The sequence below is a fragment of the Pseudomonas sp. IT-P294 genome (assembly GCF_949767865.1).
Classification (GTDB): Bacteria; Pseudomonadota; Gammaproteobacteria; order Pseudomonadales; family Pseudomonadaceae; genus Aquipseudomonas.
Genome location: NZ_CATKQW010000022.1, coordinates 509,764 through 527,957, shown reverse-complemented (window position 1 = coordinate 527,957; position 18,194 = coordinate 509,764). Strand labels below are relative to the sequence as shown.

The 18,194-nt window shown below is 60.9% G+C and carries 16 protein-coding genes; 4 read left to right on the top strand and 12 right to left on the bottom strand.

Features of this window, described 5'->3' with window-relative positions:
* Positions 1–96: 96 nt before the first annotated feature.
* The 5 genes from ACM6I0_RS17560 to ACM6I0_RS17540 form a co-directional block, all read right to left on the bottom strand.
* Positions 97–1,122, bottom strand: a complete 1,026-nt coding sequence (locus tag ACM6I0_RS17560) for a putative 2-aminoethylphosphonate ABC transporter substrate-binding protein (RefSeq protein ID WP_285432887.1) — start codon at positions 1,120–1,122, stop codon at positions 97–99.
* 38 nt (positions 1,123–1,160) lie between these two features.
* A complete protein-coding gene (locus ACM6I0_RS17555) occupies positions 1,161–2,885 on the bottom strand; it encodes a putative 2-aminoethylphosphonate ABC transporter permease subunit (protein WP_414922899.1) in 1,725 nt (574 codons plus the stop codon).
* Positions 2,885–3,961 carry a putative 2-aminoethylphosphonate ABC transporter ATP-binding protein gene (locus ACM6I0_RS17550; protein ID WP_285432891.1) on the bottom strand — a complete coding sequence of 359 codons (1,077 nt, stop codon included), beginning with the start codon at positions 3,959–3,961 and terminating at the stop codon, positions 2,885–2,887. Before ACM6I0_RS17550 ends, ACM6I0_RS17555 begins: the two co-directional genes overlap by 1 nt.
* A gap of 226 nt (positions 3,962–4,187) precedes the next feature.
* Positions 4,188–5,051 carry a LysR family transcriptional regulator gene (locus tag ACM6I0_RS17545; RefSeq protein ID WP_090178475.1) on the bottom strand — a complete coding sequence of 288 codons (864 nt, stop codon included), beginning with the start codon at positions 5,049–5,051 and terminating at the stop codon, positions 4,188–4,190.
* A 16-nt stretch (positions 5,052–5,067) separates the two neighbouring features.
* The gene (locus ACM6I0_RS17540; protein ID WP_414922898.1) at positions 5,068–7,341 is read right to left on the bottom strand and encodes a heavy metal translocating P-type ATPase; all 2,274 of its coding nucleotides are present in this window, start codon (positions 7,339–7,341) and stop codon (positions 5,068–5,070) included.
* Positions 7,342–7,425: 84 nt separating this feature from the next.
* On the opposite strand from ACM6I0_RS17540, the gene cadR reads away from it, so the two are divergent.
* Positions 7,426–7,875, top strand: coding sequence for a Cd(II)/Pb(II)-responsive transcriptional regulator (cadR, locus tag ACM6I0_RS17535; RefSeq protein WP_285432895.1), 450 nt, complete (start codon positions 7,426–7,428; stop codon positions 7,873–7,875).
* A 128-nt stretch (positions 7,876–8,003) separates the two neighbouring features.
* Here cadR and ACM6I0_RS17530 read toward each other — a convergent pair whose 3' ends face one another.
* From ACM6I0_RS17530 to ACM6I0_RS17520, 3 genes are all read right to left on the bottom strand, one after another.
* Positions 8,004–8,975, bottom strand: coding sequence for a thymidylate synthase (locus ACM6I0_RS17530; RefSeq protein WP_414922897.1), 972 nt, complete (start codon positions 8,973–8,975; stop codon positions 8,004–8,006).
* A 47-nt stretch (positions 8,976–9,022) separates the two neighbouring features.
* Positions 9,023–9,835 carry a prolipoprotein diacylglyceryl transferase gene (gene lgt, locus ACM6I0_RS17525; RefSeq protein ID WP_285432898.1) on the bottom strand — a complete coding sequence of 271 codons (813 nt, stop codon included), beginning with the start codon at positions 9,833–9,835 and terminating at the stop codon, positions 9,023–9,025.
* Between the two features lie 83 nt (positions 9,836–9,918).
* Positions 9,919–10,701, bottom strand: a complete 783-nt coding sequence (locus tag ACM6I0_RS17520) for a sulfite exporter TauE/SafE family protein (RefSeq protein ID WP_414922896.1) — start codon at positions 10,699–10,701, stop codon at positions 9,919–9,921.
* Between the two features lie 133 nt (positions 10,702–10,834).
* On the opposite strand from ACM6I0_RS17520, the gene ACM6I0_RS17515 reads away from it, so the two are divergent.
* Complete coding sequence (locus ACM6I0_RS17515) at positions 10,835–11,581, top strand: NRDE family protein (protein ID WP_414922895.1); 747 nt, start codon at positions 10,835–10,837, stop codon at positions 11,579–11,581.
* Positions 11,582–11,712: 131 nt separating this feature from the next.
* Here ACM6I0_RS17515 and ptsP read toward each other — a convergent pair whose 3' ends face one another.
* Both ptsP and ACM6I0_RS17505 read right to left on the bottom strand, forming a co-directional pair.
* Positions 11,713–13,992 carry a phosphoenolpyruvate--protein phosphotransferase gene (gene ptsP, locus ACM6I0_RS17510; RefSeq protein WP_414922894.1) on the bottom strand — a complete coding sequence of 760 codons (2,280 nt, stop codon included), beginning with the start codon at positions 13,990–13,992 and terminating at the stop codon, positions 11,713–11,715.
* Positions 13,993–14,014: 22 nt separating this feature from the next.
* Positions 14,015–14,494 (bottom strand): RNA pyrophosphohydrolase, encoded by a 480-nt coding sequence (locus ACM6I0_RS17505; RefSeq protein ID WP_007945562.1) that lies wholly within the window; start codon positions 14,492–14,494, stop codon positions 14,015–14,017.
* Positions 14,495–14,637: 143 nt separating this feature from the next.
* Between ACM6I0_RS17505 and ACM6I0_RS17500 the strand changes: the two genes are divergently transcribed.
* Entirely contained in the window at positions 14,638–15,294 is a 657-nt protein-coding gene (locus ACM6I0_RS17500) for an HAD family hydrolase (RefSeq protein WP_285432919.1), read from the top strand.
* Between the two features lie 93 nt (positions 15,295–15,387).
* Here the strand turns inward: ACM6I0_RS17500 and ACM6I0_RS17495 are convergent, their stop codons facing one another.
* Positions 15,388–15,813 carry a DUF2269 domain-containing protein gene (locus tag ACM6I0_RS17495; protein WP_414922893.1) on the bottom strand — a complete coding sequence of 142 codons (426 nt, stop codon included), beginning with the start codon at positions 15,811–15,813 and terminating at the stop codon, positions 15,388–15,390.
* Between the two features lie 39 nt (positions 15,814–15,852).
* Positions 15,853–17,367 (bottom strand): threonine ammonia-lyase, biosynthetic, encoded by a 1,515-nt coding sequence (gene ilvA, locus ACM6I0_RS17490; RefSeq protein ID WP_285432923.1) that lies wholly within the window; start codon positions 17,365–17,367, stop codon positions 15,853–15,855.
* Between the two features lie 145 nt (positions 17,368–17,512).
* On the opposite strand from ilvA, the gene rpiA reads away from it, so the two are divergent.
* Positions 17,513–18,187 (top strand): ribose-5-phosphate isomerase RpiA, encoded by a 675-nt coding sequence (gene rpiA / locus ACM6I0_RS17485; RefSeq protein ID WP_414922892.1) that lies wholly within the window; start codon positions 17,513–17,515, stop codon positions 18,185–18,187.
* Positions 18,188–18,194 lie beyond the last annotated feature (7 nt).

Sequence of the window (18,194 nt, the reverse complement as noted above, 5' to 3'; positions counted from 1 at the left end):
ATCGCGGGCAAGCCCGCTCCCACAGGGTCCGTGTCGGTCACAAAACCTGTGGGAGCGAGCCTGCTCGCGATGGGGCCCTGTCAGCCGATGAAGAGCTTACTTGGCGACTACTTTCTCGGACTTGCCGTCATAGCGCTTGCGCCATTCGGTCAGGATCTCGTCGCGGTTTTTCGAGGCCCAGGCAAAGTCGTTCTTGATCAGGCGCTGCTCATAATCCGCCGGCAATTCGGTCTGTGGCTTGGCAATGCCCGGCTGTGCGAGGACGGCGAAGTTCTCTTTGTAAAGCTCCATCGCCGCCGGGCTGGCAGAGAAGTCAGCGAGTTTTTTCGCGGCGTCTTCATGGGGGGTGCCCTTGATCACAGCCGTTGCTTCGATCTCCCAACCCAGGCCTTCTTTCGGCAGGATGATGTCCAGCGGCGCGCCTTGGCGCTTGAGCTGAACGGCCGGGTATTCAAAGGAAATGCCAATCGGGAATTCACCCGCCGCTGCCAGTTTGCAAGGCTTGGAACCGGAGTGAACGTATTGGCCGATGTTCTGGTGAAGACCGTCCATGTACGCCCAGCCCTGTTTCTCGCCGAAGGTTTGCAGCCACGCGCTGACATCGAGGAAACCGGTGCCGGACGAGGCTGGGTTGGGCATGACGATCTTGCCTTTGTACTCAGGCTTGGTCAGGTCCTGCCAACTGACTGGTTTGCTCAGGCCCTGCTTCTCGGCTTCGACCGTGTTGAAGCAGATGGTGGCGGCCCAGACGTCCATCCCGACCCAGGCCGGCGGATTGGCGGCATCGCGGTAGTTGCCGCCGATCTTGCCGAGGTCCTTCGGCGCGTAGCTTTGCAGCATGCCTTGCTGGTCGAGGATCGCAAGGCTCGACGCGGCCAGGCCCCAGACGGCGTCGGCTTGTGGGCGGGCTTTCTCGGCCAGTAGCTTGGCGGTGATGATCCCCGTGGAATCGCGTACCCACTTGATCTCGACGTCAGGGTTGGCCTTTTCGAAGGCATCCTTGTAGGTCTTCAGTTGTTCGGCTTCGAGGGCGGTGTACACCGTCAACTCGGTTTTCGCCGCGAAGGCGTTCAGGCTGAAAGCGGTGAGGACAGCAGCGGCCAGGGCCAGGGGCTTGAACATGATCTTTTCCTGTTTTTGAGTTGAGGGGTTGTACGGAATCAATGACCGGGCGCGGTCTGTCGCCAGGCCTGGGAGCGACGCAGCAAACCGCGCGAGGCCCAGGCCAGCAGCAAGGACACGCCCGCCGAGGTGAAGAGAATCAGGGTCGACATCGCCGCCGCGCCGCCGACGTTGCCGGCGTCGTCCATGTTCAGCACCGCCACCGCCGCGAGGATGGTGTCGGGGCTGTAGAGAAAGATCGCCGCCGAGACGGTGGTCATGGCCGAGACGAACAGGTAGCGCACGATGTCCAGCAGCGCCGGCAGGCAGATCGGCACGGTGACGCGCAGGTAATGCCGATACAGCGGCGCCTTGAGCGAAAGCGCAGCGGCTTCGAACTCGGCATCGAGTTGACGTAGCGCGGTGGTGGCTGTCATTTGCGCGGTGGTCAAATAATGCGCAATGGTGCAGACCACCAGTAGCGTCATGGTTCCGTAGAGCACATGCAGCGGGTTGCCGTTGAGGTTGAAGAAGAAGACGTAACCCAGGCCAAGCACCAGACCCGGCACTGCCATCGGTACGAAACTGAGCATGCGCAGCGCCAGGTTCAGCCCGCGCTGGCCCTTGGTTTTTTCCATCAGGTAGGCGCCGGTAAAGATCAGCACGCTGCCGATCAACGCCGTGCACACGGCCATCTTCACGCTGTTGCCGTAGGCCAGCCAACCGCCGCCCGCCGTGTCGTTGAACTGGTAATGGTTGAGCGACAGCGACAGGTTGTACGGCCAGAATTTCACCAGCGACGAAAACACCGCCATGCCGAACACCAGCAGCAACACCGCGCAAATCAGCAGCACGATGGCCAGGTAGCAACCGTCGCGCAGCTTCGACGGTGCCGGTTGGAAGACTTGTGCGCGACCGCTCATGGCGTCGCCATGACGCCGACGCAGCCACGCATCGACCCCGAAACTGAACAACGCCGGCAGCAACAAGACCATGCCGATCAACGCGCCGCGACCAAACTGTTGTTGGCCGACCACGGCTTTGTAGGCTTCCAGCGCCAGGACTTGATAGTCACCACCGACCACCACGGGCACGCCGAAGTCGGTGATGGTCAGGGTGAACACCAGACAGAATGCGGCGAACACGGCCTGACGGGTGGCCGGCCAAGTGATGCTGCGAAAGGCTTTGGCCGGGCTGGCGCCCATGCTTGAGGCGGCATCGAACAGTCGCGCATCCGCCAGGGACAACGCCGACAGCAAAATCATCAAGGCGTGTGGGAAGGTGTAGATCACTTCACCGAGCACAATGCCCCAGAACCCGTAGATGTTGTCCGAGAGCAAACCGCGCAACAGGCCCTGATTACCGAACAGATACACCAGCGCAATGCCCGGCAACATCGACGGCGCCATCAACGGCAATAGCGACATGCCGCGCCAGATGCCCTTGCCGGGGATCAATGTGCGTTGCAGCGCGTAGGCAAACAGGTAAGCCAACGGTACGACGATGGCTGCGACACTGAGAGAAACTTTCAGGCTGTTGCCGAGCAACCAGTGGAAGTTCGCACTGGTCACCAGTTCACGGGCGGCGACCAGGCCTCCGCCCTGCCCGGCTTCGGAACTGAAGCCGCGCCAGAAGATCGCCAGCAACGGCATCAACACCGCAACGCCCAGCAGCACCAGCAACAGCACCTTGCCGCCGACCACGAACACCCGGTCGCCAATCTCGGCACGGGAGGTCTGCCGAACCTGCTTGTGCGGTATCGGCAGCGCGATGTTCGCGCTCATCAGGCAAACACCTGCAGGCTGCGTGGCGGCAAGGCGACCATGATCTGCTGCGCGCCCAGACGCGGCATGTCTTGCGGCGCCAATTCCGCCAGCAGTGCATGGCCTGGCAATTGATCGAGCTCGAAGCTCATGCGGCAGCGGTTACCGAGGAACGTGATTTCGCGAACCTTGGCCGGGAACAGGTTCTCTTCATGCACCGGCGGGTTGACGTTGATGGCTTCCGGACGGCAGAACAAACGGCCCGACGCGGTTTTGGCGCTGCCATCGGCCAGGCGCATGTTCATCCCGCCGACCTGTGCATGGCTGTCGCTGCTGCGCCGGAAAGGTAACCAGTTGCCCTGACCCACGAACTCAGCCACAAACGGTGTGGCCGGACGATCATAAATTTCCTGTGGCGTGGCGTATTGCTCGACCTTGCCGTTGTTCATCACGGCGATGCGGTCGGCCATCAGCATGGCCTCGTCCTGATTGTGAGTGACCATCAGGGTGGTGACGCCGAGGTTGCGTTGCAGTTGGCGCAGTTCGGTGCACAGGTGCTCGCGGACCCGAGCGTCGAGGGCGGACATCGGTTCGTCCAGCAGCAACAAGGACGGTGCCGGCGCCAAGGCGCGGGCCAGTGCAACTCGCTGCTGTTGGCCGCCGGACAATTGGCCCGGGTATTTTTTCTCACTGCCGATCAGGCCGACCAGTTCCAGCATTTGACCGACACGCTGACGCACTTCATCGCGACCACTGCCGGCAAGGCCGTAGGCAATGTTCGCTTCGACGGTGAGATTGGGGAACAGCGCGTAGGACTGGAACAGAATGCCGTAGTCCCGGGCTTGCGGCGCCAGGTGGGAAACGTCGCGATCACCGAGGTACAACTCGCCGCTGTCCTGTTTTTCCAGACCGGCGATGCACCGCAGCAACGTGGTTTTACCACAGCCCGACGGGCCAAGCAGGCACACCAGTTCACCGGCGGCCACGTCGAGGGAAACGTTATCCAGCGCGGTGAACGCGCCAAAGCGTTTCTGCACGCCACGCACCTTCATCGGGGCGCCGGGGTTGGTCAAGGCAGTTGCGATCGAGTGGTTCATGGACAGGCCTCATCAAGCAGATGAAGGCCATCCTAGGGATGTAATGCGTCCGTCATGTGGCAGTGAGGCAAAAACGGCTGATAGTGGTATTCAAGGATTTGGGTTCAGGTCAGGTGGCGCCTGAACTGACGCCATCGCGAGTTCAAGCTCGCTCCCACAGGGGAACGCATTTCAAAATGTGGGAGCGAGCTTGCTCGCGATGAGGCCAGACAAGGCAACCGAGATATCAGGCAGGCGCCATTTCCTGCGCCACCCCGAGAAACGCCGCTGGCAACCGCGCGCCTTTTCGCTCCTTGAGGCAATACAGATATTCGGGAATCTGCGGCGCATTCTCGAGGGTCAGCACGCGCAATTGCGGGTCGTGAGGCACTTCCTGGCGGGCGATGATGCTGATGCCGATGTTGCGCAGCACCGCTTCACGAATCGATTCACGGCTGCCAATCTCCAGCAGTGGCCCGAAACTCACGCCTGCATTGGCCAGCAATTCCTCGGTCAGGCGCCGGGTGGTGGAGCCCGGCTCCCTCATCAACAACGTGTGCCCGGCCAACGCACTGAGCGGCACATGGTCATGCACCGCCAGCGGATGATTGCGATGCACCGCCAGCACCAGCGGATCACTGCCGAGCACCCGACGAATCAAGCGCGCATCGTCGAGCAATTGCGAAGACGCCGCGACGTCCACGCGGTATTCCTCCAGCGCTTCGAGCACTTGCTGGGAGTTGCCGATTTCCACCGACACTTCCACGTGCGGCAAACGCTCGCGGAAGGTCTTCACCAGATCGAGGATGTAATACGGCGCGGTGGCAGCGATACGTAGCGTGCCCTGGACCTGGCCGCTGTTGCGCAGGAAAAACTCGATGTCGGCTTCCTGTTGCAACAGCGCCTTGACCATCGGCAGCAGCCGCGCGCCTTCGTCGCTGACGCTGAGGCGGCGGCCGCCCCGGTAGAACAGCTCAACCGAGTACTGGCTTTCCAGGTTGCGGATCTGCGTTGTCACGGTGGGTTGGCTCAGACCAAGCTTTTTCGCCGCCAAAGTGATGCTGCCCAGGCGGGCCACCATGTAAAACGCCTTCAGCTCGGCACTCAGCACACCCTTCCCCCATCGTTTATTTGCGCAACAGGCGCAAACCGTTGAACACCACCAACAGGCTCACGCCCATGTCGGCGAACACCGCCATCCACATGGTGGCGATCCCGGCGAAGGTTACCCCAAGAAAGATCACCTTGATGATCAACGCGAGGGCAATGTTCTGTTTGAGGATGCTCGAGGTTTGCCGCGACAGGCGGATGAACGTCGGAATCTTGCGCAGATCATCGTCCATCAGGGCGACATCAGCAGTCTCGATGGCGGTATCGGTACCGGCGGCAGCCATGGCGAAACCGATCTCGGCCCGGGCCAGCGCTGGCGCATCGTTGATGCCATCGCCGACCATACCGACGTGGTGGCCTTGGGCATAAAGCGCTTCGATGGCTTGCAGTTTGTCAGCTGGCAGCAGATCGCCTCTGGCGACATCAATACCCACTTGCTCGGCAATCGCCTGCGCGGTGTGGACGTTGTCGCCGGTCAGCATCAGGGTTTTGATGCCCAAGTCGTGCAGTTGCCGGATCGCCTCGCGGCTGGACTCCTTCACAGTGTCGGCCACGGCGAACAGCGCCAGCGGGCCAGACTTGTCGAGCAACAACACCACGGACTTGCCCTGTTTCTCCAGCGCAAACAGCTTTTCTTCCAGCGCGGGTGAGCACAGGTTCAGTTCTTCTACCAAGCGGTGGTTGCCGAGGTGGTAGACCTGGCCGTTGATCTCGCCCCGTACACCACGCCCGGCCAGAGCCTCGAAGTTATCCACAACGAGCGGCATGGACTGTTTATCCACAGCCGCGTTGGCGATGGCCAACGACACCGGGTGATCCGAGCGACCGGCCAACGCAGCGGCAATCGCCGGGGCGGTTTCCTCGGCGGTCGGATCAAGTGACAGGTAATCGGTCTGCACCGGTTTGCCGTGGGTGATCGTGCCGGTCTTGTCCAAGGCCAGGTAATCGAGCTTGTAACCGCCCTCCAGATAGACGCCGCCCTTGACCAGAATGCCTTTACGCGCCGCCGCGGCGAGGCCGCTGACGATGGTCACCGGCGTGGAAATCACCAGTGCGCATGGGCAGGCGACCACCAGCAACACCAGCGCCCGGTAGATCCAGTCGAACCAGACGGCGCCCATGAATAACGGCGGGATGACCGCGACAGCCAAGGCCAGGATGAACACCGACGGGGTATAGATTTTCGAGAACTGATCGACGAAGCGTTGGGTCGGTGCCCGCGCGCCTTGGGCCTGCTCCACCGCGTGGATGATCCGCGCCAGGGTCGAGTTATTGGCCGCAGCGGTCACGGTGTATTCCAATGAGCCCGACTGGTTGATGGTGCCGGCGAAGACTTTGTCACCAACGGTTTTCTCCACCGGCAGGCTTTCGCCGGTGATCGGCGCCTGATCGATGGTCGAACTGCCCAACACCACTTCGCCGTCCAGGCCAACGCGCTCGCCGGGACGCACTCGCACCCGCGCGCCCAGTTCGATGGTTTTGACGTCTTGCGCAACCCAATTCCCGTCGGCCAGCAGCACCGTGGCCTGTTCCGGCGCCATTTGCATCAGGCCGCCAATGGCGTTGCGGGCCCGGTCCAGCGACTTGGCTTCGATCAACTCGGCCACGGTGAACAGGAACATCACCATCGCCGCTTCGGGCCATTGGCCGATCAAGATCGCACCGGTCACCGCGATGCTCATCAATGCGTTGATGTTCAGGTTGAGGTTCTTGAGTGCGATCCAGCCCTTTTTGTAAGTGGTCAGGCCGCCGCTGAGGATCGAAACCAGCGCGATGATTGCTACGACCCAGGTCGGCGCCGCGTTAGTGAAGTGGATAACTTCAGCGGCGAGCGCAGCGACACCGGACAGCGCCAGGGGCCACCAGTGTTTTTTCTCAGGAATGGGTGCCGGCGTTTCGGTGCCCTGATCCATCGGCTCGGCGACCATGCCCAGCGACTTGATCGCCTCGATGATTGGCGCCGTGGTCCGCAGGTCGTGGGTGACGCCCAATACGCGGTTGATCAGGTTGAATTCCAGCTGCTGCACACCCGAAAGCTTGCCCAGTTTGTTCTGGATCAGCGTCTGCTCGGTCGGACAGTCCATCGCATCGATGCGAAAACTGCTCAGCCGCGCGCCGGCGGTCGGGGTTTCGCTCAGCAAGACCCGCGACGGTGCTGCCACTTTGGCTGAACAGCAGGCGTCCCCGTGGCCGCCGTGCTCGTGCTTTTGCACAGGCTGCAGCTTGTGGCTGTGATCGTGATCGTGATCGTGATCAGCCTCGGGTTTGTGGGTGTGAAGGGAATCGCTCATTGGTCGCGTCCATAAAGGTGCCTGTTGCCAAGTAAAGACCCTGTAGCCACTATAGGGTCAAGCAACCATTTGGAGATTGTCGCGATGAAGATTGGAGAACTGGCCAAACTGACCGACTGCGCTGTCGAAACCATCCGCTATTACGAGCGTGAAAACCTGCTGCCGGAGCCGGCCCGCAGCGATGGCAACTACCGCGTCTACACCCAGGCCCACGCCGAGCGCCTGACCTTTATCCGCAATTGCCGCACCCTCGACATGACCCTCGAAGAAATCCGCAGCCTGCTGGCATTGCGCGACAGCCCCCAGGATCAGTGCGAAAACGTCAACGCGTTGATCGACGAACACATTCATCACGTCAAGTTGCGGATCGACGGGCTGCTGGCATTGCAGGCGCAATTGCTCGACCTGCGCCAACGCTGTGGCGAAGGGCCGGACATCGATCAATGCGGGATTTTGCAGCGGCTGGAGGTGAGCGGCGGGGTTGTATCAACGGAAGTGGAGCACTCCCATGTGGGCCGCAGCCACGGCCACTAAAACACCGCATGATCGTTCCCACGCTCTGCGTGGGAATGAATCCCGTGACGCTCTGCGTCACAGTGGACGCGGAGCGTCCATGGCGGCATTCCCACGCAGAGCGTGGGAACGATCATCGCGTCAGAGCTTTAGACCGCCATCGGCGCGGTCATTGGAGCGTGGTGCTGATAACCCTCAAGCGAGAAATCGCCCGGTTCGATCAACTCCAGCCACTCCGGCTGATAAACACCGGTCTTGGCGAATTCCGGCACACGATCGCTGATCACCAGTTTCGGCAGCGGGAACGGCTCGCGCTTTAGCTGTTCGTTGAGCATGTCCAAGTGGTTTTCGTAAACGTGGGCATCACCGATGAAATAGGTGAACCAGCGCGGCGTGTAACCGGTCAGGCGACCGATCAGGCTCAGCAGCGCAGCGCCTTCGGTGAGGTTGAACGGCGTGCCAAGGCCCAGGTCGTTGGAGCGGATGTAGAGCGTCAAAGAGATCTCTTTGGTCTCGACATTCGGGTGGAACTGGTAGAGCAAGTGGCACGGCGGCAGGGCCATTTCATCGAGCTGCGCAACGTTCCAGCCGTGGAACAGGATGCGCCGGCTGCCCGGGTCCTTGATGATGGTGTCGACGCACTGGCGAATCTGGTCGATGGCCTTGTACAGCACCACATAGGCCTGACCGTTTTCTTCGCCTTCAGCGATCTGACGATAACCCTGGCTCAGGGTCTGTTCGATGGCGGCTTTATTGCTGACCGGAATCTGTTTGTACGCAGGCCATTTGCGCCATTGCACGCCGTAGATCTCGCCGAGGTCATCCTCGCCCTGACGGAACGGGTTGGCCAGCCACTGGGCGTTTTCGTTGGCATTCTGATCCCAGACCTTGCAGCCCAGCGCACGGAATTCGGCGGCGTTGTTCACCCCACGCAGGAAACCACACATCTCGCCGATGGCCGACTTGAAGGCCATTTTGCGGGTGGTGATCGCCGGGAAACCTTCCTTAAGGTCATAGCGCAGCATCGCGCCGGGGAAGCTGATGGTGTTTACGCCAGTGCGGTTGGCCTGCTTGGTGCCGTTCTTGATGACGTGGGCGACCAGTTCGAGATATTGCTTCATGAGTTACCTGTGTCCTTGAACCCGGGGCCAACGCCCCGGGATCGAATTTATACTGCCGCCGCTGGGGCCGCCGGGGCGCGGTGATAGGCCAGCCAGATCAGGAACAGCCCGCCGACGATCATCGGAACGCAGAGCACCTGGCCCATGGTCAGCCAGTTCCAGGCCAGATAGCCCAGTTGCGCATCTGGCACGCGGACGAATTCGACGATGAAACGGAAGATGCCGTAAAACAGCGCGAACATCCCGGACACGGCCATGGTTGGTCGCGGCTTGCGCGAGAACAGCCAGAGGATAAGGAACAGCGCCACACCTTCCAGTGCGAATTGATACAACTGCGACGGGTGACGCGGCAACTGCGCCGGATCGCTGAACGGCGGGAAGATCATCGCCCACGGCACATCGGTCGGTTTGCCCCACAACTCGGCATTGATGAAGTTGCCGATACGCCCGGCGCCCAGGCCAATCGGCACCATCGGCGCGACAAAGTCCATCAGCTGGAAGAACGACTTGCCGTTCTTTCTCCCGAACCACAACGCTGCCAGCATCACGCCGATAAACCCGCCATGGAACGACATGCCGCCCTTCCACACTTCAAAAATCAGTGTCGGGTTGGCGAGATAAGCGTGCAGATCGTAGAACAGCACATAACCGAGGCGGCCGCCGACAATGACGCCCATCGACATCCAGAAGACCATGTCGGAAAGCTTTTCCTTGGTCCAGGTCGGGTCGAAGCGGTTGAGCCGGCGTGACGCCAGCAGCCACGCACCGCCAATGCCGATCAGGTACATCAGACCGTACCAGTGGATTTTCAGCGGACCGATGGCCAGGGCCACCGGGTCGATCTGCGGGTAAGGCAGCATTGCGACTCCTTGTTAGAGTTGAAACCTTCAAAATTCCCGGGCGACGCTGTCACGCCAGGATTAAGCCAGGATTGCGGTAGACGTCAGAGCAGAAAGTTCAGGCCCACGCAGAACAGCAAACCGGCGAACAGTCTTTTCAGCAACTTCGGCGACAGCCTGTGGGCCAGTCGCGCGCCAATGCGGGCGAAGAACATGCTGGTCAGGGCAATCCCCAACAACGCCGGCAAATAAATGAAACCGAGACTATGGGCCGGCAGCAATGGATCGTGCCACCCAAGAATCATGAAACTTAGTGCACTGGCCAGGGCAATCGGCAGCCCGCAGGCTGATGACGTCGCCACGGCTTGCTGCATCGGCACGCTACGCCAGGTCAGGAACGGCACGGTCAGCGAGCCGCCGCCAATGCCGAAAATCGCCGAGGCCCAGCCAATCACACTGCCGGCCACGGTCAGACCCACTTTACCCGGCACCGTTCGGCTGGCCTTGGGTTTGACATCCAGGGCCAGTTGCGCGGCGATGATCAAGGCGAACACGCCGATGATCTTTTGCAGGTTCGGGCCGGAGATAGCTTGCGCCGTCAGCGCGCCGAAACCGGCACCAATCAGAATACCGACGGTCAGCCAGACAAAAATCGGCCAGCGCACGGCGCCGCGACGATGGTGTTCGCGCACCGCATTGACCGATGTAAAGATAATCGTGGCCAGGGACGTACCAACCGCCAGGTGGGTCAGGATCGATGGATCGAAGCCTTGCAAGGTAAAACTGAACACCAGCACCGGGACAATAATGATCCCGCCGCCAACCCCGAACAGCCCGGCCAGCACGCCTGCACAGGCGCCCAGCGCCAGATAGAGCAGAAATTCCATGACCTTCCCTATGTGCTTCTCAAAAAAAGCTGCGGCATGGTAACGGATGCAGGGGCCAAGGCTCCACTGGATGGCGATGGATAGAAGCAAGATGTCTGCGTAAAGTGAGCAAAAAACACACAAGGACCACCTTATGTGCCTGATTGTTTTCGCCTGGCGACCGAGTCATGCCCAACCGCTGATCGTCGCGGCCAACCGCGACGAGTTCTATGCCCGTCCCAGCCTGCCGCTGGCGCAATGGCCGCATGCGCCTCATGTCTATGCTGGTCGCGACCTGGAGGCTGGCGGCACTTGGCTCGGCATCGGCGCCAATGGACGCTTCGCGGCGCTGACCAATATTCGCGATCCGCACCAACCGCCGTCACGCAAATCGCGGGGTGAGCTGGTGGCGGGTTTTCTGTTGGGTGACCTGTCGATTGATGACTACTTAAACGACGTTGTCAGACGTTCGTTGGAATACGCCGGATTTAACCTGCTGATCGGCAACTCCAATGAGTTGTGGCACTTCAATGCCCGGGAGACTGAGGCGGTGATGCTGCCACCGGGCGTCTATGGGTTGTCGAACGCCGGTCTGGATACGCCGTGGCCAAAACTGCTCAGGGCGCGAGCGGCGCTGGAGACAGCGCTGGAAGATCCGCAGCCCCAGGCTTTGTTGGCCTTGCTGAATGATCCGCAGACAGCGCCCTTTGCCGATTTGCCGGATACCGGGGTGGGTTTGGCGACTGAGACGTTGTTGTCGAGTGTGTTTATTGCCAGTCCGACTTATGGGACGCGGGCGAGCACTGCGCTGATTGTTCAGGCGGACGGGACGCGGCATATGGTCGAAAGAAGCTTCGGGCCGTACGGCGGGCACTTGGGGGAAGTGGAGATCAGGGTTTAGATCGTTGGTGACTGGACTGGCCCCATCGCGAGCAAGCTCGCTCTCACATTGGTCTCTGGTGTTCACAAATAATGTGTTCACTGAAGATCGAATGTGGGAGCGAGCTTGCTCGCGATGGGGCCATCAGCCTTTTAAAGGGGTTTGACCGACGCCGGATTGATCATCCGCGCCAACCCGAGGTTCTTCAGCGCCAGTTGCAGCGAGCTGTGGATAACTTGCGGGTTGTCGATGGTCATCAGCTCCGCCAGCAATTCCTTGGCCTTGCTCAGATTGATCTGACGCAGCATCCACTTCACTTTCGGCAAGTTGGTGGCGTTCATCGACAGGCTGTCGAAACCCATCGCCATCAACAGCACGGCAGCTGCCGGGTCACCGGCCATCTCACCGCAGATACTCACCGGCTTGCCTTCGGCGTGGGCATCGCGCACCACGTTCTGCAACGCCTGAAGCACTGCCGGGTGCAGGTAATCGTAGAGGTCGGCCACTCGCGGGTTGTTGCGGTCCACGGCCAGCAAATACTGGGTGAGGTCGTTGGAACCCACGGACAGGAAGTCCACTTGCCGCGCCAGTTCCTTGGTCTGGTACACCGCCGCCGGAATCTCGATCATCACCCCAATCGGCGGCATCGGCACGTCGGTGCCTTCGTCGCGGACTTCGCCCCAGGCCCGGTGAATCAGGTGCAGGGCTTCTTCGAGTTCGTGAGTGCCGGAGATCATCGGCAGCAGAATCCGCAGGTTGTTCAGGCCTTCGCTGGCCTTGAGCATCGCGCGGGTCTGGACCAGGAAGATCTCCGGGTGGTCGAGGGTGACGCGAATGCCGCGCCAGCCGAGGAACGGGTTGTCTTCCTTGATCGGGAAGTACGACAGCGCCTTGTCACCGCCGATGTCCAGGCTGCGCATGGTCACCGGTTGCGGGTGGAAAGCCGCGAGCTGCTCGCGATAGATCGCCAACTGCTCCTTTTCGCTGGGGAACCGCTGGTTGATCATGAACGGCACTTCGGTGCGGTACAGACCGACGCCTTCGGCACCGCGCTTCTGCGCCCGCGCCACGTCCGCCAGCAGGCCGGTGTTGACCCACAGTGGCATGCGGTGGCCATCGAGGGTCACGCACGGCAGGTCGCGCAGGGTGTCGAGACCGAGCGCCAGTTGTTTCTCTTCTTCCACCACCTCGGCGAATTGCTTGCGCAACACTTCGCTTGGGTTGGTATAGACCTCGCCGCGGGTGCCATCGACGATCAATTCGATCCCATCGACCTTGGCGTACGGCAGGTCGACCAGACCCATCACCGTCGGGATGCCCATCGCCCGGGCGAGTATCGCGACGTGGGAGTTACCCGAGCCGAGGACCGAGACCAGACCGACCAGCGTGCCTTCCGGCACCTCGCCGAGCATTGCCGGCGTCAGCTCTTCGCTGACCAGAATGGTTTTTTCCGGGTAAACCAGATTCTGCTGACGCTCTTCCTGCAGATACGCCAGCAAACGCCGGCCAAGGTCCTTGACGTCCGAGGCGCGCTCACGCAGGTAGGCGTCGTCCATCAATTCGAAACGGTTGACGTGCTCAGTGACCACTTGGCGCAACGCACCCTGGGCCCACTGGCCAGTCCTGATCACGGTCGTGACTTCGTTGCCCAGCGCGGCATCGTCGAGCATCATCAAATAGACGTCGAACAAGGCCTGCTCTTCGGGACGCAGCTGCGAGGCCAATTTGGCCGACAACGCTCGCATGTCGGCGCGTACGCCTTCGATGGCGGTCTTGAACAACGCCAGTTCGGCGTCGATGTCGGCAATGGTCTTGTCCGGCACCACGTCCAGATCGGCCGGCGGCAGCATGACCACCGCAGTACCGACCGCCGCACCCGGCGAACCCGGTACGCCGATGAACTTGGCTTCCTGGATGCCTTTGCCCTGACGGCCCAGGCCACGGATCGAACCGGTGGCCTCGGCGTGCGCAATTACACCGGCGAGTTGTGCGCTCATGGTCACGAGGAAGGCTTCTTCACCTTCATCGAACTGGCGGCGTTCCTTTTGCTGAATGACCAACACGCCGACGACGCGGCGGTGGTGAATAATCGGCGCCCCGAGGAAGGAAGCGTAGCGCTCTTCACCGGTCTCGGCGAAGTAACGGTAGCGCGGGTGATCCGCGGCATTTTCGAGGTTCAGGGGTTCTTCACGCGTGCCGACCAGGCCGACCAGACCTTCGTTGGGTGCCATGCTGACTTTGCCGATCGAGCGCTTGTTCAAGCCCTCGGTGGCCATCAGCACGAAGCGGTTGGTCTCAGGGTCAAGCAGGTAGACCGAGCAGACCTGGCTGCCCATGGCCTCTTTGACGCGCAATACAATAATGCCCAACGCCGCCTTGAGATCCTTGGCGGAGTTAACTTCCTGGACGATCTTGCGCAGCGTATTGAGCATGGCTCGGGGTCGAACTCCGTCGTCAGTCGCGCGTTAAAAGGCGCGGGGCAAGCTCTTTGAGAGCGCGTCGATACACCTCGCGCTTGAATGTCACCACCTGGCCCAACGGATACCAATAGCTGACCCAGCGCCAGCCATCGAATTCCGGTTTACCGGTCAAATCCATCCGCACCCGCTGCTCGTTGGAGATCAGGCGCAGGAGAAACCATTTCTGTTTCTGGCCGATGCACAACGGTTGGCTGTGCGTCCTGACCAGACGTTGCGGCAAACGATAGCGCAACCAGCCCCGGGTGCAGGCGAGAATTTCAACATCTTCTCGTTCAAGCCCCACTTCTTCGTTCAACTCGCGGTACAAGGCGTCTTCTGGCGTCTCCTGAGGGTTGATTCCACCCTGTGGAAACTGCCAGGCATCTTGATTGATACGGCGAGCCCATAGCACCTGTCCGGCATCATTCGTGAGAATGATCCCGACATTGGGGCGGAAACCATCGGGGTCGATCACGGCAACAACCTCGCAAACGCATGTCGCCGCATTGTTCCACAAAGGTTGTGAAGGCAGCAACGAGCCGACCGAGCTTATGTGCACTCTTGTGAAAAGTCCGTATTCTGGGCACCTTTCTACAGACTTTTCAGCGAGTAACTGCAATGCGCCTGGCTTTATTCGACTTGGACAACACCCTCCTGGGCGGCGACAGCGACCACGCCTGGGGCGATTACCTGTGTGAGCGAGGCTTTCTCGACGCCGTGGCCTACAAGGCTCGCAATGACGAGTTCTATCAGGATTACCTGGCCGGCAAGCTGGACAACGACGCTTACCTGAACTTCTGCCTGGAGGTCCTCGGCCGCACCGAGATGGCCACGCTGGACCAATGGCACCTGGATTACATGCGCGATTGCATCGAACCGATCGTGCTACCCAAGGGCATCGAGCTGCTGGCCAAACACCGTGAGGCCGGCGACAAACTGGTGATCATCACGGCCACCAACCGCTTTGTGACCGGGCCGATTGCCCAGCGACTGGGCGTCGAAACCTTGATCGCCACGGAATGCGAAATGGTCGATGGCCGTTATACCGGGCGCAGCACCGATGTTCCGTGCTTTCGCGAAGGCAAAGTGACGCGGCTCAATCGCTGGCTGGAAGAGACCGGGCATTCGTTGGAAGACAGTTACTTCTACAGCGACTCGATGAATGATTTGTCACTTCTGGAGGAAGTGGCGAATCCGGTTGCGGTCGATCCTGATCCGAATCTGCGCGCTGAAGCCGAAAAGCGTGGCTGGCCGGTAATTTCGTTGCGCGACTGAAACTGCTATCGCGAGCAGGCTCACTCCTACAGGGGAACGCATTCCAATGTGGGAGTGAGCCTGCTCGCGATTGGGTCGACTCGGTTTCAAGCCTTAAACAGGCTTGGCACCCATCAATCCGGCAATAGCGATAAAGCAGACAAAGCTGAACAGCGCGAGGGCAAAAGTGAACTTGCCATTACCGACCTGCGCCTTGCGCAGCTTGTTAAGCCGCACCAGCAGCCAGAACCAGCCCAAGGCCGCCACGGTGTAGAGCACGCTGGACGCCAGCAACCAGGTCTGTCCCAATGGCCAGCCCACCAGGTGCACCATCCACCATCCCGTGACCGGCATGCTCAGCAATGCCAGCCCCATCAGCAGCCAGATAAGCCCTTGCGGCCGCTGCAATGCGCGCGCGGGCGCCGTCGGATCGCCATTACGCCGCGTACGCCAGACCCAGATCCCCATGCCCAGTGCACACAGCAGCAACACGACCGTCGACACGACGTGAGCCACTTTCAGGGCGGTTAACGTTTCCATTGTTCGATTTCCTTATGGGCTGCCCATCAGCGTAGCCGCTCAGCCGAGAAACAGCTGATAGGCCGGGTTGTCGCTTTCGTCCCAGTACGGGTAGCCGATTTCCTCAAGTGCTGCCGGCACCAGGTGACGCTCATCGTGCGGCACTTGCAGACCCGCGACCACACGACCATCCGCAGCGCCATGGTTGCGGTAGTGGAACATTGAAATGTTCCAGCGCCCGCCCAGCTTGTTGAGGAAGTTGAACAGCGCACCCGGACGCTCCGGGAACTCGAAGCGCAGAATCACTTCATCGACCACGTGGGCCGCACGACCGCCCACCATATGGCGGATGTGCAGTTTGGCCAGTTCGTTGTCGGTCAGGTCCAGCACCGGGAAACCCTGCTCGCCGAGACTGGCGATCAGTGCGCTGCGCGGGTCGGTTTCCGGATGCGTCTGCACGCCAACAAAGATGTGCGCTTCGCTGCCGGTGTTGTAGCGGTAGTTGAATTCGGTGATCTGGCGCTTGCCGATGGCTTCGCAGAACGCCTTGAAACTGCCCGGCTTCTCAGGGATGGTCACCGCGATAATGGCTTCACGGCCCTCGCCCAGCTCGGCGCGCTCGGCGACATGGCGCAAGCGGTCGAAGTTGACGTTGGCGCCCGAGTCGATGGCCACGAAGGTCTGCCCGGTGACACCATTGAGCTCGACGTACTTCTTGATCCCCGCCACGCCCAACGCGCCGGCAGGTTCAGTGATCGAGCGGGTATCGTCGTAGATGTCCTTGATTGCCGCGCAGATCTCGTCAGTGCTGACGGTGATGACATCATCAACATAGTCTTTGCAGATGTCGAAGGTGTGCTGACCGATCTGGGCCACCGCAACGCCATCGGCAAAGATACCCACGGTCGGCAGAATCACGCGCTCACCGGCTGCCATGGCCGCTTGCAGGCAGTTGGAGTCATCCGGCTCGACGCCGATGATCTTGATGTCCGGGCGCAGGTATTTCACATACGCCGCGATGCCGGCGATCAGGCCGCCGCCACCGACCGGAACGAAAATCGCGTCCAGACGCCCTGGGTGCTGACGCAGAATTTCCATCGCCACCGTGCCCTGCCCGGCAATGGTGTGCGGATCGTCATACGGGTGGATGTAGACGTAGCCTTTTTCGTCGACCAGTTTCAGTGAGTAGGCCAGGGCCTCGGGGAACGAATCCCCGTGCAGCACCACTTTGCCGCCACGGGAGCGCACGCCTTCGACTTTGATTTCCGGGGTGGTCTTGGGCATCACGATGGTAGCTTTCACGCCCAGCACTTTCGCCGCCAGGGCCAGGCCTTGCGCGTGATTGCCCGCCGATGCGGTGACCACGCCGCGTGCGCGCTCTTCATCGCTCAGCTGCGTGAGCTTGTTGTAAGCGCCGCGAATCTTGAACGAGAACACCGGCTGCAAGTCTTCGCGCTTGAGCCAGATGCTGTTGCCCAGCCGCTCGGAGAGCTGACGGGCAGTCTGCAATGGGGTTTCTACGGCAACGTCATAAACGCGCGAGGTGAGGATCTTTTTGACGTACTGTTCGAGCATCGGAAAGCATCACTGAGCGGGTTGGGCAGGGCCAACGAGTCTAACCCGCCTTTCGGCTGGGCGACCACACGAATCCAGAGGTTTTAGCCGGGCAAGGGGCTATAATGCCGGCCTTTCCGTTCCCCTTGCCCGCTTCGGAGCCCGCATGACCCAGGATCAACTCAAACAGGCAGTGGCTCAGGCCGCCGTCGACTTCATCCTCCCGAAACTCGACGACAAGAGCATCGTCGGGGTCGGCACCGGCTCCACCGCCAACTGCTTCATCGATGCCCTGGCCCGGCACAAGGGCGCGTTCGATGGCGCCGTCGCCAGTTCCGAAGCCACCGCCGCCCGCCTCAAGGGCCACGGCATTCCGGTGTATGAACTGAACACCGTCAGCGACCTGGAGTTCTACGTCGACGGCGCCGACGAAAGCGACGAGCACTTGCACCTGATCAAGGGCGGCGGCGCAGCCCTGACCCGCGAGAAGATTGTGGCCGCCGTGGCCAAGACCTTCATCTGCATCGCCGACGCCAGCAAACTGGTACCGGTACTCGGCGCGTTCCCGCTGCCGGTCGAAGTGATCCCGATGGCCCGCAGCCACGTGGCCCGCGAACTGGTGAAACTTGGCGGCGACCCGGTTTACCGTGAAGGCGTGCTGACCGACAACGGCAACATCATCCTCGACGTCTTCAACATGCAGATCACCAACCCGGTAGAGCTGGAGAAGCAGATCAACGCCATTGTTGGCGTGGTCACCAACGGCTTGTTCGCGGCACGTCCGGCGGATCTGCTGCTGCTGGGCACCAGCGAAGGCGTGAAAACCCTGCGCGCCCAATAAGTGAAAT